At 65.6% G+C, this 17,924-nt stretch carries 14 protein-coding genes and 1 riboswitch; of the genes, 3 read left to right on the forward strand and 11 right to left on the reverse strand.

All coding sequences use genetic code 11. The features are described 5' to 3' along the window. Positions 1 to 2: 2 nt before the first annotated feature. Both ACYQ1H_RS08005 and trxB read right to left on the reverse strand, forming a co-directional pair. The gene (locus ACYQ1H_RS08005) at positions 3 to 2,261 is read right to left on the reverse strand and encodes a DNA internalization-related competence protein ComEC/Rec2 (protein WP_460027523.1); all 2,259 of its coding nucleotides are present in this window, start codon (positions 2,259 to 2,261) and stop codon (positions 3 to 5) included. A 119-nt stretch (positions 2,262 to 2,380) separates the two neighbouring features. After that, a complete protein-coding gene (trxB, locus tag ACYQ1H_RS08010) occupies positions 2,381 to 3,334 on the reverse strand; it encodes a thioredoxin-disulfide reductase (RefSeq protein ID WP_460027524.1) in 954 nt (317 codons plus the stop codon). A 267-nt stretch (positions 3,335 to 3,601) separates the two neighbouring features. On the opposite strand from trxB, the gene ACYQ1H_RS08015 reads away from it, so the two are divergent. The 3 genes from ACYQ1H_RS08015 to ACYQ1H_RS08025 all read left to right on the forward strand — a co-directional run bounded on the left by ACYQ1H_RS08015 (position 3,602) and on the right by ACYQ1H_RS08025 (position 9,813). Further along, on the forward strand, positions 3,602 to 5,947 hold the full coding sequence (locus tag ACYQ1H_RS08015) for a DNA translocase FtsK (RefSeq protein WP_460027525.1): 2,346 nt from the start codon (positions 3,602 to 3,604) through the stop codon (positions 5,945 to 5,947). A gap of 72 nt (positions 5,948 to 6,019) precedes the next feature. Further along, on the forward strand, positions 6,020 to 7,426 hold the full coding sequence (locus ACYQ1H_RS08020; RefSeq protein ID WP_460027526.1) for a DUF2252 domain-containing protein: 1,407 nt from the start codon (positions 6,020 to 6,022) through the stop codon (positions 7,424 to 7,426). Positions 7,427 to 7,577: 151 nt separating this feature from the next. Beyond that, a riboswitch (cobalamin riboswitch) is annotated at positions 7,578 to 7,790 on the forward strand. A 136-nt stretch (positions 7,791 to 7,926) separates the two neighbouring features. After that, a complete protein-coding gene (locus ACYQ1H_RS08025) occupies positions 7,927 to 9,813 on the forward strand; it encodes a TonB-dependent receptor plug domain-containing protein (RefSeq protein WP_460027527.1) in 1,887 nt (628 codons plus the stop codon). A gap of 43 nt (positions 9,814 to 9,856) precedes the next feature. Here ACYQ1H_RS08025 and ACYQ1H_RS08030 read toward each other — a convergent pair whose 3' ends face one another. From ACYQ1H_RS08030 to ACYQ1H_RS08070, 9 genes are all read right to left on the reverse strand, one after another. Next, entirely contained in the window at positions 9,857 to 10,258 is a 402-nt protein-coding gene (locus ACYQ1H_RS08030) for a ClpXP protease specificity-enhancing factor (protein WP_460027528.1), read from the reverse strand. Positions 10,259 to 10,372: 114 nt separating this feature from the next. Further along, the gene (locus ACYQ1H_RS08035; protein WP_460027529.1) at positions 10,373 to 11,095 is read right to left on the reverse strand and encodes a cytochrome c1; all 723 of its coding nucleotides are present in this window, start codon (positions 11,093 to 11,095) and stop codon (positions 10,373 to 10,375) included. A gap of 11 nt (positions 11,096 to 11,106) precedes the next feature. Next, positions 11,107 to 12,462 carry a cytochrome b gene (locus ACYQ1H_RS08040; protein WP_460027530.1) on the reverse strand — a complete coding sequence of 452 codons (1,356 nt, stop codon included), beginning with the start codon at positions 12,460 to 12,462 and terminating at the stop codon, positions 11,107 to 11,109. Further along, positions 12,463 to 13,053: a ubiquinol-cytochrome c reductase iron-sulfur subunit gene (petA, locus tag ACYQ1H_RS08045; RefSeq protein WP_460027531.1), complete on the reverse strand. Its 591-nt coding sequence runs from the start codon at positions 13,051 to 13,053 to the stop codon at positions 12,463 to 12,465. A 189-nt stretch (positions 13,054 to 13,242) separates the two neighbouring features. Then, complete coding sequence (gene hisC / locus ACYQ1H_RS08050; RefSeq protein ID WP_460027532.1) at positions 13,243 to 14,337, reverse strand: histidinol-phosphate transaminase; 1,095 nt, start codon at positions 14,335 to 14,337, stop codon at positions 13,243 to 13,245. Continuing rightward, positions 14,334 to 15,641 (reverse strand): histidinol dehydrogenase, encoded by a 1,308-nt coding sequence (hisD, locus tag ACYQ1H_RS08055; RefSeq protein ID WP_460027533.1) that lies wholly within the window; start codon positions 15,639 to 15,641, stop codon positions 14,334 to 14,336. Before hisD ends, hisC begins: the two co-directional genes overlap by 4 nt. Continuing rightward, complete coding sequence (gene hisG, locus ACYQ1H_RS08060; protein ID WP_460027534.1) at positions 15,635 to 16,276, reverse strand: ATP phosphoribosyltransferase; 642 nt, start codon at positions 16,274 to 16,276, stop codon at positions 15,635 to 15,637. The genes hisD and hisG overlap by 7 nt, the downstream gene beginning before the upstream one ends. A gap of 7 nt (positions 16,277 to 16,283) precedes the next feature. Further along, the gene (gene murA / locus ACYQ1H_RS08065; protein WP_460027535.1) at positions 16,284 to 17,549 is read right to left on the reverse strand and encodes a UDP-N-acetylglucosamine 1-carboxyvinyltransferase; all 1,266 of its coding nucleotides are present in this window, start codon (positions 17,547 to 17,549) and stop codon (positions 16,284 to 16,286) included. A 27-nt stretch (positions 17,550 to 17,576) separates the two neighbouring features. Further along, positions 17,577 to 17,924, reverse strand: coding sequence for an STAS domain-containing protein (locus ACYQ1H_RS08070; protein ID WP_460027536.1), 348 nt, complete (start codon positions 17,922 to 17,924; stop codon positions 17,577 to 17,579).

Consider the following 17,924-nt stretch of genomic DNA (forward strand, 5'->3'; position numbering starts at 1 on the left):
CCTCAGCGCGTCAACCAGTAGCGCCGGTAGCCCTCCCGGAAGGCCTGCGGCGGCGATATCCGGTTCCCGGGGGCGCCCGGCTCGACGGTGAGGGCGCCGGCTTCGGCGACGTTCATCAGCGCTATCCCGAACGCGCGGTAACGCTCCAGAACCTCCCGGTGGGGAAAACCGAAGCGGTTCAGATAGCCCGCCGGGACCAGCCCCCATCGCGGCCGGACAGCCGCCAGGAGCACGGGCGTGGACGAGGTCTTGCTGCCGTGATGCGGCACGACCAGCACATCGCTGCGCAGTGCGGAGCCATGGCGGGTTACCAGCCGGTTCTCGGCATCCGCCTCGATGTCCCCGGTCAGCAGCACGCTGCCACCTTCCCCCCGGACGCGCAGCACGCAGGAATTGTCATTGTCGCGGGTGCTGGCCGCGACCGGGCCCAGCATCTGGAAATCGACGCCATCCCAGCGCCAGCCCTGGCCGGCCTGGCATGACATGGCGGCGTCATCCCGGAACAGATCCGGCACGCTGGTGAGCAGGTGTCTCACGGGAAAGACTTGCAGCAGCGAACGGGCGCCGCCGCTGTGGTCATTGTCTCCGTGCGAGATCACCAGCACATCGATGCGCCCCAGGCCCCGATGACGCAGATAGGGTTCGACGACGGCATTGCCCATGTCGAAATGGCGACTCAGCTTCGCCCCTGCGTCGAATGCCAGAGTTCGATGACGGGTCTCGACCACCGCCGCCAGTCCCTGACCGACATCCAGCAGGGTCAACCGAAACCCGCCGGGCGGCAACCGCTCGGGCGCGTAAAGCAGCGCTGGCAGCAGCATCACCAGTCCCAGCCAGCGGGCCGGCACGCCGCGCGGGGCCAGCAACAGGATCACGCCCGCGAGCGCCAGGGCCATGTGCCCAAGCGGCGGCACGGGATGCGTCCATTGCGCCACGGGCAGCGAGGCTATCCAGGTCAACACCCGCCAGGACTCGCGCATGACCCATTCGGCCAGCGCCAGCAGCGGCTGGCCCAGCGCCGGCGATACCGGCAGCAGCAAGGCCCCCGCTAGGCACAGCGGGATCAGCAGCGTTCCCAGCACTGGTACGGCCAACAGGTTGGCGAAAGGCGACACCAGCGACATCTGCCCGAAAAAGAGCAGCAGCACGGGCGCCAATCCGACCGCGGTCAAAGCGTTGATGCGCCAGAGCAGGCGGCCGCCGCGAGCCGGGGCCAGCCGCCCGCGAACGCCATAGGCGATGAGCGCCACGGCCGCGAACGACAGCCAGAAGCCCGGCGCCAGCACCGCCAGCGGATCCCGAAGCACGACGGCGATCAGCGCCAGGGCCAGCAGGTGGGTGACACGCGTGGGACGTTGCAGGACCACAGCGCCCATGGCCATGGCGACCATGATCAGCGCGCGCTGTGTCGGAATGCCGAAATCGGCCAGCGCCGCGTAGGCCCAGGCCCCCGCCAGCCCGGCCAATGCCGCGATCCGCGGCGGGGAAAGGCGCTGTCGCGGACCCAGCCGGCTGACCAGCGAGCGGACCAGGAAGAAGACGAGCCCTGCCACCAGACCGATGTGCGACCCCGAGATCGCGATCAGGTGTGCGGTACCGGTCCGGCGCAGCACATCCCACTCCGGACGCCCGATGCCATCCTCGACGCCCATGGTCAGCGCCATCAGCAACCCGGCCACGGGACTGTGCTGCCAGACCGCCTGAAGACGATCATGGATGTCCTGCCGCCAACGCGGCAGCCAGGATCCGGGAGCCGTGAGCGCCAGCCGCCGGTTTTCCGGCGATTCGCGCACATAGCCCACGGCACCTATGCCCTGGGCGAACAGCCAGCGCTCGTAGTCGAATCCGCCGGGGTTCAGCATCCCGCGCGGCGGTCGCAGGCTCAACCGCAAGCGCCAGGATTCGCCCGCCTTGACGGCTTGCCCGGCACGATACCAGCTGACCCGCAGCTTCCGCGGCAACCGTTCCAGCGGCGCTTCAAGGATCCGCTCCACGACAAGGTCGAAGCGCTGGCCGCGGTCCATGGGACTCGGTATCGTCGCGATCCGTCCTTCGACCAGCACCTGGACCCGGCCCTGGGCCGTCAGCGCATCGGCCAGTCCCAGGGCAGCATAGCCGCCGGCCCAGCAGAGCCCGAGCGAAACCCCTGCAAGACCGGGCCGGCCGAGCCGGAACAGCCCGACCGCGCACAGCGCCAGCGGCAACCAGAGCAGGGGCGCGGGCAGGCCGGGCAGCTGCTGGATGAGCAGCGCGCCGGCCACCAGGCCGAGGGCAAAGCGAATGACGCGCTCATCCGGCGGCCCGCCACCCCCGCGCGGTGGTGACGCCGGATCTTGTGCGGGGGAAGCCGCGCGGCACCCGCGCCGGAAAATGCCGGTGGTCAGTCCAGGGCGTCCAGATACTTTTCGGCATCCAGCGCCGCCATGCAGCCCGACCCGGCCGAGGTGATCGCCTGCCGGTAGATCGAGTCCGCCACATCACCGGCCGCGAAAACGCCGGGCACACTGGTCGCCGTCGCGTTGCCCTCGGTACCGCTCCTGATCTGGATATAGCCGTTGCGCATCTCCAGCTGCCCATCGAAGATGCCGGTATTCGGGCTGTGACCGATGGCGATGAAGACGCCCTCGACAGCGATATCCTGGGTGGCGCCGCCCTCGACGGCCTGGATGCGGATGCCGGTGACGCCCTGGTCGTCGCCCAGCACCTCCGCCAGCGTATGGTTCCACTGGATGCTGACGTTGCCCGTGCGGGCACGTTCCAGCAGCTTGTCGGAGAGAATCTTCTCGGAGCGGAACCGGTCGCGCCGATGGATCACGGTCACGCGCGAGGCAATGTTGGACAGGTACAGGGCTTCCTCGACCGCGGTATTGCCGCCGCCGACGACCGCCACCGGCTTGTTGCGATAGAAGAAGCCGTCGCAGGTCGCGCAGGCGGAGACCCCCTTGCCCTTGTAGGCCTCCTCGGATGGCAATCCCAGATACCGCGCCGAAGCCCCGGTAGCGATGATCAGCGCATCGCAGGTGTAGGCGCCGGCATCACCGACAAGCCGGAAGGGCCGGCTGCCGAGTTCGGCCGTGTGGATATGGTCGAAGAGGATCTCGGTTTCGAAGCGCTCCGCATGGCGCTTCATGCGCTCCATCAACTCGGGACCCTGGACGCCGTCGGCGTCGCCGGGCCAGTTGTCGACATCGGTGGTGGTGGTCAGCTGGCCGCCCATCTCGAGTCCCGTCACCAGGACAGGCTTCAGGTTGGCGCGGGCGGCATAGACCGCGGCGGAATAGCCGGCCGGGCCGGAGCCCAGAATCAGCAATCGACAGTGTTTAGCATCGGCCATGGTGTCCTCGGGTAGGCGATCAGGCAGCGTCGGCGACTGGCGAGGATGCCGGAAAACCCGGCCTGTCCGGGGACTCCGCCGCCAGCGTCGCACGGCTCTGTGAAAATCGGCAAGCATAGCCATGATTGCTGCCAGGGTCGAGCCTTGCGGAGCCGGCGAACATGACCCCCGGGGCGAAGTGGGGCAAAATAGCCGGCAATGGCCGTATCAACGGTATCGCCGCGGGCAGCGGTGCCGCCAATCAGGGGATGGAGAGGGGGAAAGAGTTTGCTTGAGGTTCTGAGAAAACTGGCGTTGGGTCGCGATCTGGGTACGGCCCTGCTCAGGGGGCTGCGGGAATCCATCCTGCTCCTTTACCTCGCCATCTCGCTGTTGCTGCTGATCTCCCTGGCAACCTTCGATCTCGACGATCCCGGCTGGAGTCACGGCGGCAGCCGCCTTGACATACACAACGGGGCCGGCAGCGCCGGTGCCTGGCTGGCCGATTTCTTCCTGTCGCTGTTCGGTATCAGTGCTCACCTCCTGCCTTTCCTGCTGGCCTACTACGGTTACCGGGTTTACCGCCATGCCGGAGACGAGCGCCCGGCGCCGGCCGATACGGCCCTGCGGTGGCTGGGCTTCGGAATCGCCCTGATAGCGGCCACCGGCATCACCGAGCGCTTCATGGTGCGTCCCCGGCTGGAACTGCCGGAGGGTTACGGCGGCATCGTCGGCCGTGAAATCTCGGATCATTTCTACCATGCCTTCGGCACGTCCGGGATGACCATCCTGCTGGTGACACAGTTGCTGGCCGGGGTCTCCCTGTGTACCGGCCTGTCGTGGGTCTGGGTCCTGGACGGCGCGGGCCAAGCAGGCCTGTCCCTGGCCAGACGGGTGAGCATCCTGCTGCCGCAGCGGAACCGCTGGTCCTGGCCACGCCGACAGGCGAAGGCCCAGGAGGGCGAAACCGAACCGGCATCGTCCTTCCGCCCATCCGGCGAAGCCACGGAGCGTGCCCGCCGGCCCAAGCCATCAGTCCCGCCACCGGCCAGCGCCCCCGTCGTCGACGTCGCCAGCCCGAAACCACGCAAACCCCAGAAGCCGGCCGAGTTGCCCCCCGTGCACGCTGGCCAGCTGCCGACCCTCGACCTGCTCAACGACCGGGCGCCGCGTATCCGCGGCTATAGCACTGTCCAGCTGGAGGAGATGTCGCGCCAGCTGGAAGCCATCCTGGACGACTTCGGCGTCGAGGTGCAGGTGATGGAGGTGCACCCGGGGCCCGTCATCACCCGCTTCGAGGTGCAGCCGGCGCCTGGGGTCAAGGTCAGCCGCATCAGTGGCCTGGCCAAGGACCTGGCCCGCACCCTCTCCGTCAACAGTGTCCGGGTCGTCGAGATCATTCCCGGCAAGACCGTCATCGGTCTCGAGATTCCCAACGAGGAACGGGAGACCGTGCTGCTGCACTCGGTGCTGGCCTCACCCGCCTATCAGGATAGCCATTCGCCGCTGACGCTGACCCTGGGCAAGGACATCAGCGGCCATCCCGTGGTCGCGAATCTCGCCCGCATGCCGCACCTGCTGGTGGCGGGCACGACCGGCTCCGGCAAGTCGGTCGCCGTCAATGTCATGATCCTCAGTATGCTTTACAAGGCTCGGCCCGAGGACGTGCGCCTGATCATGATCGACCCCAAGATGCTGGAACTGTCGGTCTACGAGGGAATCCCGCACCTGCTGACGCCGGTGGTCACCGACATGAAGGAAGCCGCCAATGCCCTGCGCTGGTGTGTGGCGGAGATGGAGCGCCGTTACAAGCTGATGTCGCTGATGGGCGTGCGCAATCTCGCCGGCTTCAACCAGAAGGTCAGCGAGGCCAGCGCCGCCGGCGAGCCGATCCGCGATCCGCTGTGGTCGCCGGACCTGCTGACCGAGAATGACGAAGCGCCCTTCCTGGAACCCCTGCCCTTCATCGTCATCGTCATCGACGAACTGGCCGACATGATGATGATCGTCGGCAAGAAGGTGGAGGAGCTGATCGCCCGCCTGGCACAGAAGGCGCGCGCCGCCGGACTGCACCTGATCCTGGCGACACAGCGGCCCTCGGTCGATGTCATCACCGGCCTCATCAAGGCCAACATCCCGACACGCCTCGCCTTCCAAGTCTCGTCGAAGATCGACTCGCGGACCATCCTCGACCAGGGCGGGGCCGAATCCCTGCTCGGCAACGGTGACATGCTCTACCTGCCCCCGGGCACCGGCCTGCCCATGCGTGCCCATGGCGCCTTCGTCTCCGACGACGAGGTGCACCAGGTCGTGGAATTCCTCAAGCGGACCGGCCCGACCAAATACATCACGGAAATCACCCGCTTTTCCGAGGACGCCGGCAGCGGCGATGCCGGCGGCTACCGCAATGGCGACAGCGGCGGCGGCGAGGAATCCGACCCGCTGTACGACGAGGCGGTGCGCTTCGTCACCGAATCGCGCAAGGCGTCCATCTCCAGCGTCCAGCGACGTTTCAAGGTGGGCTACAACCGCGCGGCGCGCATGATCGAGGACATGGAGAACGCGGGCATCGTCGGCCCCGCGGAAACCAACGGCAGCCGCGAGGTGCTGGCACCGCCGCCGCCCGGCGACTGACCCGAAGCGACTGCCAGGCAGGACGCATCGCCTTTCCGCGCCCTGCCCAGCCCTTTCCAGGAGGCTCCAAGCTTGCCCCAGTCCCGCCCGCCCAGAAAGAAAGCCCTCCAGGTGCCGGAGGCGCCCGTGTTTTGCTCGCGCGAGGAACATCTGGCGGCCGGCAAGGCCCTGCGCGAGGCCGTGCCGCGCCGAAGCCACGCCGACTGGCCAAGCGCCTCGGCCCGACGCGACCCGATCGCGCTCCTGGAGCAGTCCAACCGTGACCGGCTGCCGGAACTGGTGCCGATCCGCTATGGCCGCATGCTGCGCAGCCCCTTCACGTTCCTGCGCGGCTCGGCCGGTCTCATGGCCCATGATCTCGCCCTGACCCCAACCACCGGCATCAGGGTGCAGACCTGCGGCGATTGCCACCTGCTGAATTTCGGCCTGTTCGCCAGCGCCGAACGCATCCTGCTGTTCGATATCAACGACTTCGACGAAACCCTCCCGGCTCCCTGGGAATGGGATCTGAAGCGCCTGACCGTCAGCTTGGTCGTGGCGGGACAGGACTTTGGCTTCAACGCGGAGGCCGTCACCACCGCCGCAGTGGCATGCGTCCGGGCCTATCGCGAGCAGCTGCGGCGCTACTCGAGCATGAACCCGCTGGAGGTCTGGTACAGCCGGCTGGACATGGACACGCTGATCGCCCTGGCGCCCGACGCCAAGGCCCGCAAGCGGCGCGAGAGCTATGCCGCGCGGGCCCGCCAGCGGGTGGGCGACCGGCTGTTCCCGCGCATCACCAAGTCCGTCGGCGGACGCCCGCGCCTGCTGGACCAGCCGCCATTCCTCTTTCATCCACCGGATGAGGCGGCCTTCCGCGAGAAGGCCATGCAGGCGCTCGCGGCCTATCGCGCCTCGCTCCCGGACGAGCGCCGGGTGCTGCTCGACCGCTATCGCATCGAGGATGTCGCGCTGAAGGTTGTCGGTATCGGCAGCGTGGGAACCCGCTGCTATGTCGCTCTGTTCTTTTCGGAGCAGAACCAGCCGCTGCTGCTGCAGGTCAAGGAAGCCTGTCCCTCGGTCCTGGCCCCCTATGCCGGTGGCTCCGCCTATGAGAACCAGGGGCAGCGCGTGGTCGTGGGCCAACGGCTGATGCAATCGTCCAGCGATATCTTCCTCGGCTGGGCCAAGGGGCCTCACGGGCATGATTTCTATGCGCGACAGATGCGTGACATGAAATTCTCGCTGCCGCTCGAGGAATCCTGTCCGGTCAAGCTGCGGCGCTATGGCGAGGTTTGCGCCTGGGCGCTGGCCCGCGCGCATGCCAAGTCCAGCAATGCCACCCTCATCAGCGGATATCTGGGCAAATCGACCGTCTTCGACGAGGCCATCGGCGAATTCGCCCTCGCCTACGCCGAGCAGAACCGGCACGACCACGCGGAACTGGCCCTGGCGGAACGGGAGGGCCGGATCCAGACGCTACGGGAAGACAACCTCTAGACAGAGGGCAGACAACGATCGAGCCGCGGATGCCGGCCGCCTGTCACAGCCCGGACGGGTAATCGCATGACGGGATGCTGACGCGATTGCAACAGGATTTTTATCCCTCGCCATGCCGCCGGATTGGTTTTTGCCTCCCATCAGCTGGTAAACTGCCGCCCGCTTTCGAGGTGCCCGGCGCAATCCCCGCGCTGGGTTAAACGGGAAGCCGGTGAGGAATCTCCCAAAGCCGGCGCTGCCCCCGCAACGGTAAATCGGTTAAAGCTTGTCACTCCTGCCACTGTGCCTGCGCATGGGAAGGCGGCAAGCCCGGGCCCCAGGGCCACCGATGAGCCCGGATACCGGCCCCGAAACGACCTGCCGACCGTTGCGGAGGGCAACGCTGGTTCGATGTCGTTCCGCGGCAAAGGCTGCCGTTGCCGTCGATACCGTGCTGTCTCCGTGACGATTCTCCTGCCGTGCGGGTGTGCGCGGCACAACGGAACACAGACAGCATTGAGATGAACCGCTTTCACCTACCCTCCACCCTGCTGCTTGCAGCCGCCTCGCCGGCGCTCGTCGCCTCGACGGCGGAAGATGCCGTACCCGAACTGGAAACCACCGTCGTCACAGCCAACCGCTACGAATCGCCGATGCAACAGTCGGGAACCTCGATTACCGTGATCACCGCCGATGAGATCCAGAAGCGGCAGGTTCTGAGCGTGGCCGATGCCCTGCGACTGATCCCCGGCCTCGATATCCTCAACAGTGGCGGCATGGGCCGCATGACCAGCGTCTATACCCGCGGCGCGGGTTCAGGCCAGACCCTGGTGCTGATCGACATGGTGGAAATGAACGATCCGTCGTCGCCGGTCGGTGCCTTCGATTTCGCCAACCTTACCGTCGACAATATCGAACGCATCGAAATCCTGCGCGGCGGCGAGAGTGCGCTGTATGGCTCGGATGCCATCGGCGGTGTCATCAACATCGTGACCAAGAAGGGCAAGGGAGCCCCCAAGTTCAGCCTGTCGTCCCAGGGTGGCAGTTACGACACCTTCAAGGTGCTGGGGTCGGCCTCCGGGGAACTGGACGACTTCAATTACGCACTGACAGCCAGCGAAACCCAGACGCACGGATTTTCCGCTGCCGACTATCTCTGGGACAATCCGGAACGCGACTGGTACCGCAACACCACGGTCGATGGCCGGGCAGGCTATCAGGCCCTGCAAAACCTCGATTTCGGCGTCAACCTTCGTTACAACCACGGGAAAAGCGCCCTGGACTACATGTTCGGCGATCCCATCCGGCCCAACGCGCCCACCGACGCCCTCAACTACACCGGCACGACCGGCGAGCTGTACACCCGCGGCTTCACGCACTTCAAGCTTCTCGACAACCTGTGGGAACAGACGCTGGGCGTGGCCTACGGCCTGACCAACCGCGACTACAACAACTGGGACCCCGCCCTGCCCTTCGACCTTTCCGGCACCTACGAGGGCACCAAGCTCAAGGGTGACTGGCAGCACATCCTGCACCTGCCGGAGGACAACACGCTGACGCTCGGGCTCGAGGACGAGGAGGATACGCTGGTCAACCAGAGCGAGGGCATCGGCAGCCAGAACTACAACACCCAGGGCTATTACCTATCGGACCAGTTCGACCTGCTTGACCGTTCCTACACCACGGCCTCCGTTCGCTATGCCGAGAACAATCGGGTCGGCAGCAAGGTGACCTGGAGCGTTACCGAGGCGGTCCTGATCGACGAGACCGGCACCAAGCTGAAAGGAAACTATGGTACCGGCTTCAAGGTACCGACCCTGTATGAACTCTACGCCCCCTTCTATGGCAACCCCGAGCTTTCACCGGAGACCAGTCGTAACTGGGACGTGGGTTTCGAGCAGGCGTTTCTGGAGCGGCGCATCCAGTTTGGCGCCACCTATTTCAACAACCACTTCGACAACCTGATCCAGGCCAATCCAGCGAACTGGTTCAAGGCGGAAAACATCGAAAGTGCGCGGGCCGAAGGTGTGGAAGCCTTTTTCCAGGTCAATCCGATCGAGAATCTGACCCTGCGGGGTAATTACACCTTCAATGCAACCCTGAATGAAAACACCGGCAAGGCGCTGGTCAATCGACCACGGGATAAAGGCAATTTCGAGGCCAACTACCGCTTCCTCAAGGATGCCGACATGAATCTGGTGGTGATTGCCGTCGGCGAAAAGGACGGTGTCCTGGACACCCGCGTGCCGGCCTACGCCATCGCCAATCTGGCCGGGAGCTACAACCTCAATCCCTATGTGAAGCTGTTCGCCCGCATTGACAACCTGTTCAACAAGGAATATCAGGAAGTCTATGGCTACGGCACGACCCGCCTGGCCGGCTATGCCGGCGTGACGCTGACCTACTGAAGCCCTGGCGCGAGCCCGGCCCCAGGGGGGCCGGGATGCGCGTCTACTTGACGACCTTGAGGGTTGGTTTCCTGCGCGGGGGAGGCGTGGGCGCCGTGGGTTCGGGTGGCGTCGGCGGCTGTGTCTCATCGCCGTCCTCCTCCTCGTCGAAGATCATGCCACGGCCGTTTTCCTGCGCATAAAGCGCCAGAACGGCCCGCATCGGCACGTCCACCTGCATGGGCTTGCCGCCAAAACGGGCGCTGAAGAGCACATGGTCGTTGCCAAGCGAGAGCCCCTGTACGGCCTCGGGCCGGATATTGAGCACGATACGCCCATCCTGGACATAGGCACGGGGCACCACCGTCCCCTCTGCCTCGGCGTTGACCAGCAGGTAAGGCGTGAAATGGTTGTCGACGATCCAATCATAGATGGCCCGGATCAGATAGGGCTTCAACGAACTCATGCGTGGCTGGAAAAGACAATCAGCGGGCCGACCTGCAAGATCAGGTCGTCCCGCCTCGTAGAACATGCTCGGCGAATGGAATGAGGGTATGCCTGGCCGGCCGGCCCGGAAAGATCAGTCGATATCTTTCCAGTATTCCTTCTTGAGCCGGTAGAAAATGTAGGTCAGCAACAGCATGAAGGCGATCACGTACTTGCCCAGCGGTATCCGCTGCAAGGCGGACGGCTCGCCGACATAGGCGAGAAAGCTGACCAGGTCGTTCAGCGCCCTGTCGAACTCGCGGGGACTCATCGCTCCGGGCCCGGTGCGCTTGACGCCAACGACCTCCAGCTTGCCATCCACCCGGCCCATCTCCGGTGCCTGCGGGCCCTGCAGCTGCCACAGTGGGTTAGGCATGGCCACATTGGGCGCCACCAGATTGTTGACACCGAAGGGGCGCCCGGAATCCTCGTAGAAACCCTTCAGGTAGCTGTATACCCAGTCGGCGCCACGGGCGCGAACGATCAGGGACAAATCCGGCGGCTCGACCCCGAACGCGAGCCTGGCATCCTCGGCCCTCATCGCCGTGTGCACGGGTTCGTGGATCTTGGCATCGCCGTGCAGGAAGAATTCGCGCAGCTTGTCCTCGCTGACATGCAGATCCTTGGCGATGCGGGAATAGCGGATCTGCTTGAGGCCATGACAACCCAGACAATAATTGGCGAAATGGCCGGCGCCGCGGATCACCGAGAGTTGATCGAAGACGTCGACATCGGCATGTTCCAGCCCGACGCCCGACTCGGCCCTGGCTCCCAGCGAGGCGGCAGACAGGAGAAGGATTGCGAATGCTTGTTTCATGCGGTTGAACTTCACGAATTTTTCCCGAGCACTTTCGACAGGGCTTCCCGGCACCTGATGACTAGCGGCGCGTGTTCGACCGCACGCAAGCCATCCTCGATCAGACGCCATTGGAATCCTTCACGCTTCGACAGGGGGATGACGGGCTCCGTCAGGCGCTCGGGCACAGGCTTGGTGATTTCCACCGACGAGAACAACGGCAACAGCAGGAAGAAAGCGAAGTAGATGCCGGAGAACACCCGCGCCATCAGGGTGTAGGTTTCGGTGACAGGCTTGGTGCCCAGAACGCCGAGACCCAGGAAGCTGATGACGAAGGCCGTCAGGGCCAGCTTGAACAGGGGGCTGCGATAGCGGATCGACTTTACCGGGCAACGATCCAGCCATGGCAGCAGGAACAGCACCACAATCGACGCGCCCATCGCCAGAACGCCGCCCAGCTTGCTCGGTATCGCCCGCAGGATCGAGTAGAACGGCGTGAAGTACCACACCGGCTGGATATGCTCCGGGGTCTTCATCGGGTCGGCCGGCTCGAAGTTGGGGTGTTCGAGGAAAAGCCCGCCCATTTCGGGCGTATAGAAGACGATCCAGGCGAAGATGGTGATGAACAGCCCGGCGACGTAGAGATCCTTCACCGTGTAGTACGGGTGGAAGGGAATCCCGTCCCGGGGAATGCCCACGAGATCGCGGTTCTTCTTGATCTCGATTCCGTCCGGATTGTTCGAGCCGGTGGTACGCAGAGCCGCCAGGTGCAGCACGACCAGCGCCAGGATGGCCAGCGGCACGCCGACGACGTGCAGGGCGAAGAAGCGGTTCAGGGTCGCATCCGCGATCACATAGTCACCGCGAACCCAGGTGGCCAGCTCCTCGCCCACGACCGGGATGGCCCCGAACAGCGAGATGATGACCTGGGCGCCCCAATAGGACATCTGCCCCCACGGGAGAAGGTAGCCCATGAAGGCTTCCGCCATCAGCAGCACGAAGATGACCATGCCGAACAGCCACAGCAGCTCGCGCGGCTTCTTGAAGGACCCGTAGAAAATCCCCCGGAACATGTGCATGTAGATGACCACGAAGAACAGCGAGGCCCCCGTGGAATGCAGGTAGCGCAACAGCCAGCCCCAGCTGACGTCGCGCATGATGTACTCGACCGAGTCGAACGCCAGATCGGCGGCAGGCTTGAAGTGCATGGCAAGCCAGATGCCGGTGAGAATCTGGTTGACCAGCACCAGGAGAGCCAGTGAGCCGAAGAAGTACAGGAAATTGAAATTCTTCGGCGCGTAGTATTTCAGCAGTTGATCTTCCAGAAACTTGCCGATCGGCAGACGCTCGTCCAGCCACTCGCGAAAGCTAGTGCCCCTCTGACTCATTTAGGCTTTCTCTCCGTCCAGGCCGACCACGATACGGGTCTCGCTGGCAAAGTAATAAGGTGGGATTTCCAGATTGACGGGGGCCGGCACACCCTTGTAGACGCGGCCGGCCATATCAAACTTCGAACCATGGCAGGGGCAGAAGAAACCGCCCTTCCAGTCGGAACCGAGGTCCGCCGGGGCGATATCCGGACGGTAGGTGGGCGAGCAGCCCAGATGCGTGCAGACACCGATGGCCACGAAGACCTCGGGTCTGATGGCCCGTGACTCGTTGCGGGCCGCCGCCGGCTGCTCCGACTGCTCCGACTTGGGATCCAGCAGCACCGGGTCGAGTTGCGGCAGATTTGCCAGCGCCTCGGGGGTCCGCCGCACCACCCAGACAGGCTTGCCGCGCCACAGCACCACAACGCGCTGGCCCGGCTCCAAGCCGGCGATATCCACCTCCACCGGGGCACCCATGGCTTCCGCCTTGGCGCTGGGTTGCATCGAGGATATGAAAGGCACGGCCACGAATCCCGCCCCCACGGCGCCCACCACGGTGGCCGCCTTCGTCAGAAACCGGCGCTTTTCGTTATCCACGCCATTGATCATGCAGATACTCCATTACGGGAAGGAACCGACGGACAGGGCTGACATGCCTCGATGCCAGCTTGCCGGTCCCGGATTGAAATTCATTGTTTCCCTGAGACTTCTGGGTAGGATTTTGTGGGAGATCGCCACGAGGGTCAAGAAAAACCCGATCATCCCCGTTACGGGATATCGCCCCAGACCCGGGGAGCGCTAAGCCGTCTCGGCCAGTGCCTGCCGGAAGGCGGTGAGGAAGCGCTGGTTTTCCTCCGGCTTGCCGACCGTGACCCGCAGGCACTGACTGAGCGCCCCCCCGGCCGGGTGCAGGTTCTTGATCAGCACGCCGGCCGCCTTGAGCGCCTCGAATACCCGGTCGGCGTCATGGCGCAGCAGACGCAGCAGGAGAAAATTGGCCTGGCTGTCATAAACCCGGACCGCCGCGATCTCCGCCAGGGCCGCTGCCAGCCGCGCGCGATCCTCGCGAATGGCGGCGACCTGGGCAGCGAACACCGCCTGCTGCTCCAGCGCGAATTCGGCGCTGAGCTGGGTCAGCACATTGATGTTGTAAGGCAGGCGCAGCTTGTCCAGTTCCCGGATCCAGTCCGGCGGCCCCGCCAGAAAGCCCAGCCGCAAGCCCGCCAGCCCCAGCTTGGAAAGGGTGCGCATCACCAGCAGGTTGTCGTACTGCCCCACGCGATCCATGAATCCGGCATCGGCGTAGGGTGCATAGGCCTCGTCCAGCACGACCAGACCTGGCGCAGCATCGAGTATCCGTGCCACGTCGGCGGCATCGAACAGGTTGCCGGTGGGATTGTTGGGATAGGCCAGGAAGACGATGGCCGGCCGGTGTTCCGCCATGGCGGCGAGGAAGGCGCCGATGTCCAGCGCGAAATCCCCGGCCCGGAGCGGCACGCCGACGAACGGCAGCGCCAGGCTGACGGCGAGCTGCCGGTACATCACGAACGTCGGCACCGGGGCCATGACCACCGATCCCGGCTTCAGGGCCATCAGCAGAATCTGGATGATCTCGTCGGACCCGTTGCCCAGCAACAGCTCGGCATCCCCGGGAACGCCATTGGCCGCCTTGAGCGCCCTTTTCAGGTTGCCGCAGGCCGGATCGGGGTAGCGATTGGGTTCGGCGCCGCGCAACCGTTCCAGCCACAGGCGGGTGGTTTCCTCTGGCCAGGCGTAGGGGTTTTCCATGGCATCCAGCTTGATGTAGCCGCGCGCATCCGGCACATGGTAGGCGGCAAGCGCCCTGACCTCCGGTCGCAGCAGGACCTCGAGGCGGGAATCGGCGCGGCTCATGGCGACGGCCTCAAGCGATACTCGGCGGAGCGGGCGTGAGCGCTCAGGCCCTCGCCGCGCGCGAGCACGGACGCGGTGCGCGCCAGGGTATCCGAACCCTCGGGCGAACAGAAGATCAGGCTCGACCGCTTCTGGAAATCGTACACGCCCAGCGGGGAGGAAAACCGGGCCGTGCCGGCCGTGGGCAGCACATGGTTCGGGCCGGCGCAGTAATCCCCCAGCGCCTCGGCCGTGTGACGGCCCATGAAGATGGCGCCGGCATTGCGGATACGGGCCGCCAGCACCTCGGGATCGGCGACGGAAAGCTCCAGATGCTCGGGAGCGATGCGATTGGCCACCGCGGCAGCCGTATCCAGGTCCGGTACGGCAATCAGGGCGCCGCGCGAGGCCAGCGAGGTCTGGATCACCTCGGCCCGCTCCATCGTTGGCAGCAGTTTCCCGATGCTGGCGTCCACGGCATCGAGGAAAGCGGTATCGGTGGCGACGAGGATGGCCTGGGCGTCCTCGTCATGCTCGGCCTGCGAGAACAGGTCCATCGCTATCCAGTCGGGATCGGTCCTGCCGTCACAGATGACCAGAATCTCCGAGGGACCGGCGATCATGTCGATGCCCACCTGGCCGAAGACCAGCTGCTTGGCGGTGGCCACATAGATGTTGCCGGGACCGACGATCTTGTCCACCCGCGGCACCCGCGCCGTGCCGTAGGCCAGTGCCGCCACCGCCTGTGCGCCGCCGATGCGGAAGACACGGCTGACGCCAGCCAGGTGCGCGGCAGCCAGCACCAGCGGGTTGAGCTCGCCGCCGGGGGTCGGCGTCACCATGACGATCTCCGGCACCCCGGCGACATGAGCCGGAATGGCGTTCATGAGCACCGACGACGGGTAGGCGGCCTTGCCACCCGGTACATAGAGTCCGACCCGGTCGAGCGGGGTGACCTGCTGTCCCAGCCGCGTGCCATCGGCCTCGGTGTATTGCCAGGAGGCGAGCTTCTGGTGCTCGGCATAGGCGCGGATACGGGCGGCGGCGGTTTCGAGCGCATCCGCCAGCGCCGGGGACAGCCCCTCCCAGGCGGTGCGCAGGACAGCCGGGTCGAGTTCCAGACCTTCCGCGCTGCCCGGGTCGAAACGGTCGAAGCGGCGGGTCAGCTCCAGCAGGGCCTCGTCGCCCCGCTGGCGGATATCGCCGATGATGGCCCTTACCCGCGCATGGACATCGGCGTCCGAGGTCTCGTCGTAGGCCAGCAGCGCCTGCAGGCGCTGGTCGAAATCGGGATCCCGGCTATCGAGGCGGCGCAGGCTCAGCATGGTGTCCCCTCCTGTGCCAGCGCCTGGCGCAGTTCGGCAATGAAGCCGGTGACTTCGGCATGTTTCATCTTCATGGCGGCCTTGTTGAGGATCAACCGGCTGCTCACGTCCATGATCAGCTCCAGCGGCTCCAGGCCATTGGCCTTGAGGGTCTTGCCGGTATCGACGACGTCGACGATGCAGTCGGCAAGCCCCACCAGCGGCGCCAGTTCCATCGAGCCATAGAGCTTGATGATCTCAGCCTGGATGCCCAGCGACGCGAAATAGCGGTGTGCGGTCTTGACGTACTTGGTGGCAACCCGCGGCCGGCTGCCGGGCTTGAAACTCAGGCCGGGCCGGCCAGCGGTCATCAGCCGGCAACGGGCGATGCCCAGGTCGAGCGGCTCGTAGAGCCCGGTTGCGTCGTACTCGGCCAGCACATCCTTGCCGGCGATGCCCAGATCGGCGGCGCCGTATTCGACATAGGTGGGCACGTCGCTGGCGCGGATGATGAGAAATTGCAGCCCGGCGCGATTGGACGGCAGGATCAGCTTGCGGCTCTTGCCGGGATCGACGGTGGGTTCGATGCCGATGCGGGCCAGGAGGGCGACGGCTTCGTCGTAGATGCGGCCCTTGGATAAGGCGAGTGTCAGCATGGTCGGATTATTGCGGCACGCGGCGGATTTCCGCGCCCAGTTGTGACAGTTTCTCTTCGATGCATTCGTAGCCGCGATCGATATGGTAGATGCGGTCGACCATGGTCTGCCCTTCCGCGACCAGCCCTGCCAGCACCAGGCTGGCCGAGGCGCGGAGATCGGTCGCCATCACCGGCGCGCCGGTCAGGGCCGGTTTGCCGCGGATGATGGCGGTGTGCGACTCGACGGTGATGTCGGCCCCCATGCGCTGCATTTCCTGCACATGCATGAAGCGGTTCTCGAAGATGGTTTCGGTAATCACGCCGACACCATCGGCGACCGCGTTCAGGGCCATGAACTGGGCCTGCATGTCGGTCGGGAAGGCCGGATAGGGCGCCGTGCGGATGGAGACGGCATGCGGGCGCTGCCCGCCCATGTCCAGCTCGACGGTGTCGTCGGTGACGCTGATGCGGGCGCCGGCCTCGCGCAGCTTCTGCAGCACGGCGTCGAGAATCTCGGGCCGCACATCCTTCAGCTTCAGCCGGCCGCCGGTGATCGCCGCGGCCACCAGATAGGTACCGGCCTCGATGCGGTCCGGCATCACGCGGTAAAGGCGACCGTCAGCCGACAGCGACGGGACGCCCTCGATTTCGAGCACGTCGGTCCCGGCACCGTGAATCCTGGCGCCCATCATGTTGAGGAAGTTGGCGAGGTCCACCACCTCCGGCTCGCGTGCCGCATTCTCGATGACGGTGGTGCCCTCGGCCAGGGTGGCCGCCATCATCAGGTTTTCGGTGCCGGTCACGGTGACCAGGTCCAGCACCAGCCGGCAGCCTTTCAGGCGCTTGGCGCGGGCGTGGATGTAGCCGTTGCGCACGTCGATCTCGGCGCCCATCTGCGCCAATCCCTGCAAGTGCAGGTTGACCGGCCGGCCGCCGATGGCGCAGCCGCCGGGCAGCGACACCTCCGCCTGGCCGAAACGCGCGACCAGTGGCCCCAGCACCAGGATGGAGGCGCGCATGGTCTTGACCAGATCGTAGGGCGCCAGGTAGCTGCCGATGCTGCGGGTGTCGACCTCGATGTTGAGCTTCTCGTCGACCGTCAGGCCGATGCCCATGCGCCCGAGCAGTTCCATGGTGGTGGTGATGTCGAGCAGGTGGGGGACGTTGCCGACGCTCACTAGCGTCTCCGAAAGCAGGGTGCCGGCCAGGATCGGCAGCGCGGCATTTTTGGCGCCGGATACGCGCAACTCCCCGTTCAGGGGAATGCCGCCGGTGATCAGAAGCTTGTCCATCAGTGAGTCTCTTGCCTCGAGTTGAATTCAGTCAGGGAGGAAGGGCGGCGGCGTTTCGAGCGGCAGCATGTCCGCGATCCCGCATACCCGCACTATGGCGCGCAGCGGTTCCGGCAGGTTCGCGTAGTGCAGCGGGCAGCCTGCCTGCCGGGCCAGCCGCAGCCATTCGATGAGCAGACCGACCCCCGCACTGTCGGCGCGGGTCACGCCGGCGAGATCGAACACCAGCGGCATCCCCCCGCGGAACAGGGGCTCGGCCTGGCGCAATGCGGGGACAGCCGTGTCGAAGCTCATGTCGCCGAGCAGCCGGTAGCGCCCCTCGCCGGCGACGCCTTCGAACGCCAGGCTGGCAGCCGTGCCCGCAGCGGAAGACAT

It is taken from the genome of Methyloparacoccus murrellii (assembly GCF_054657115.1).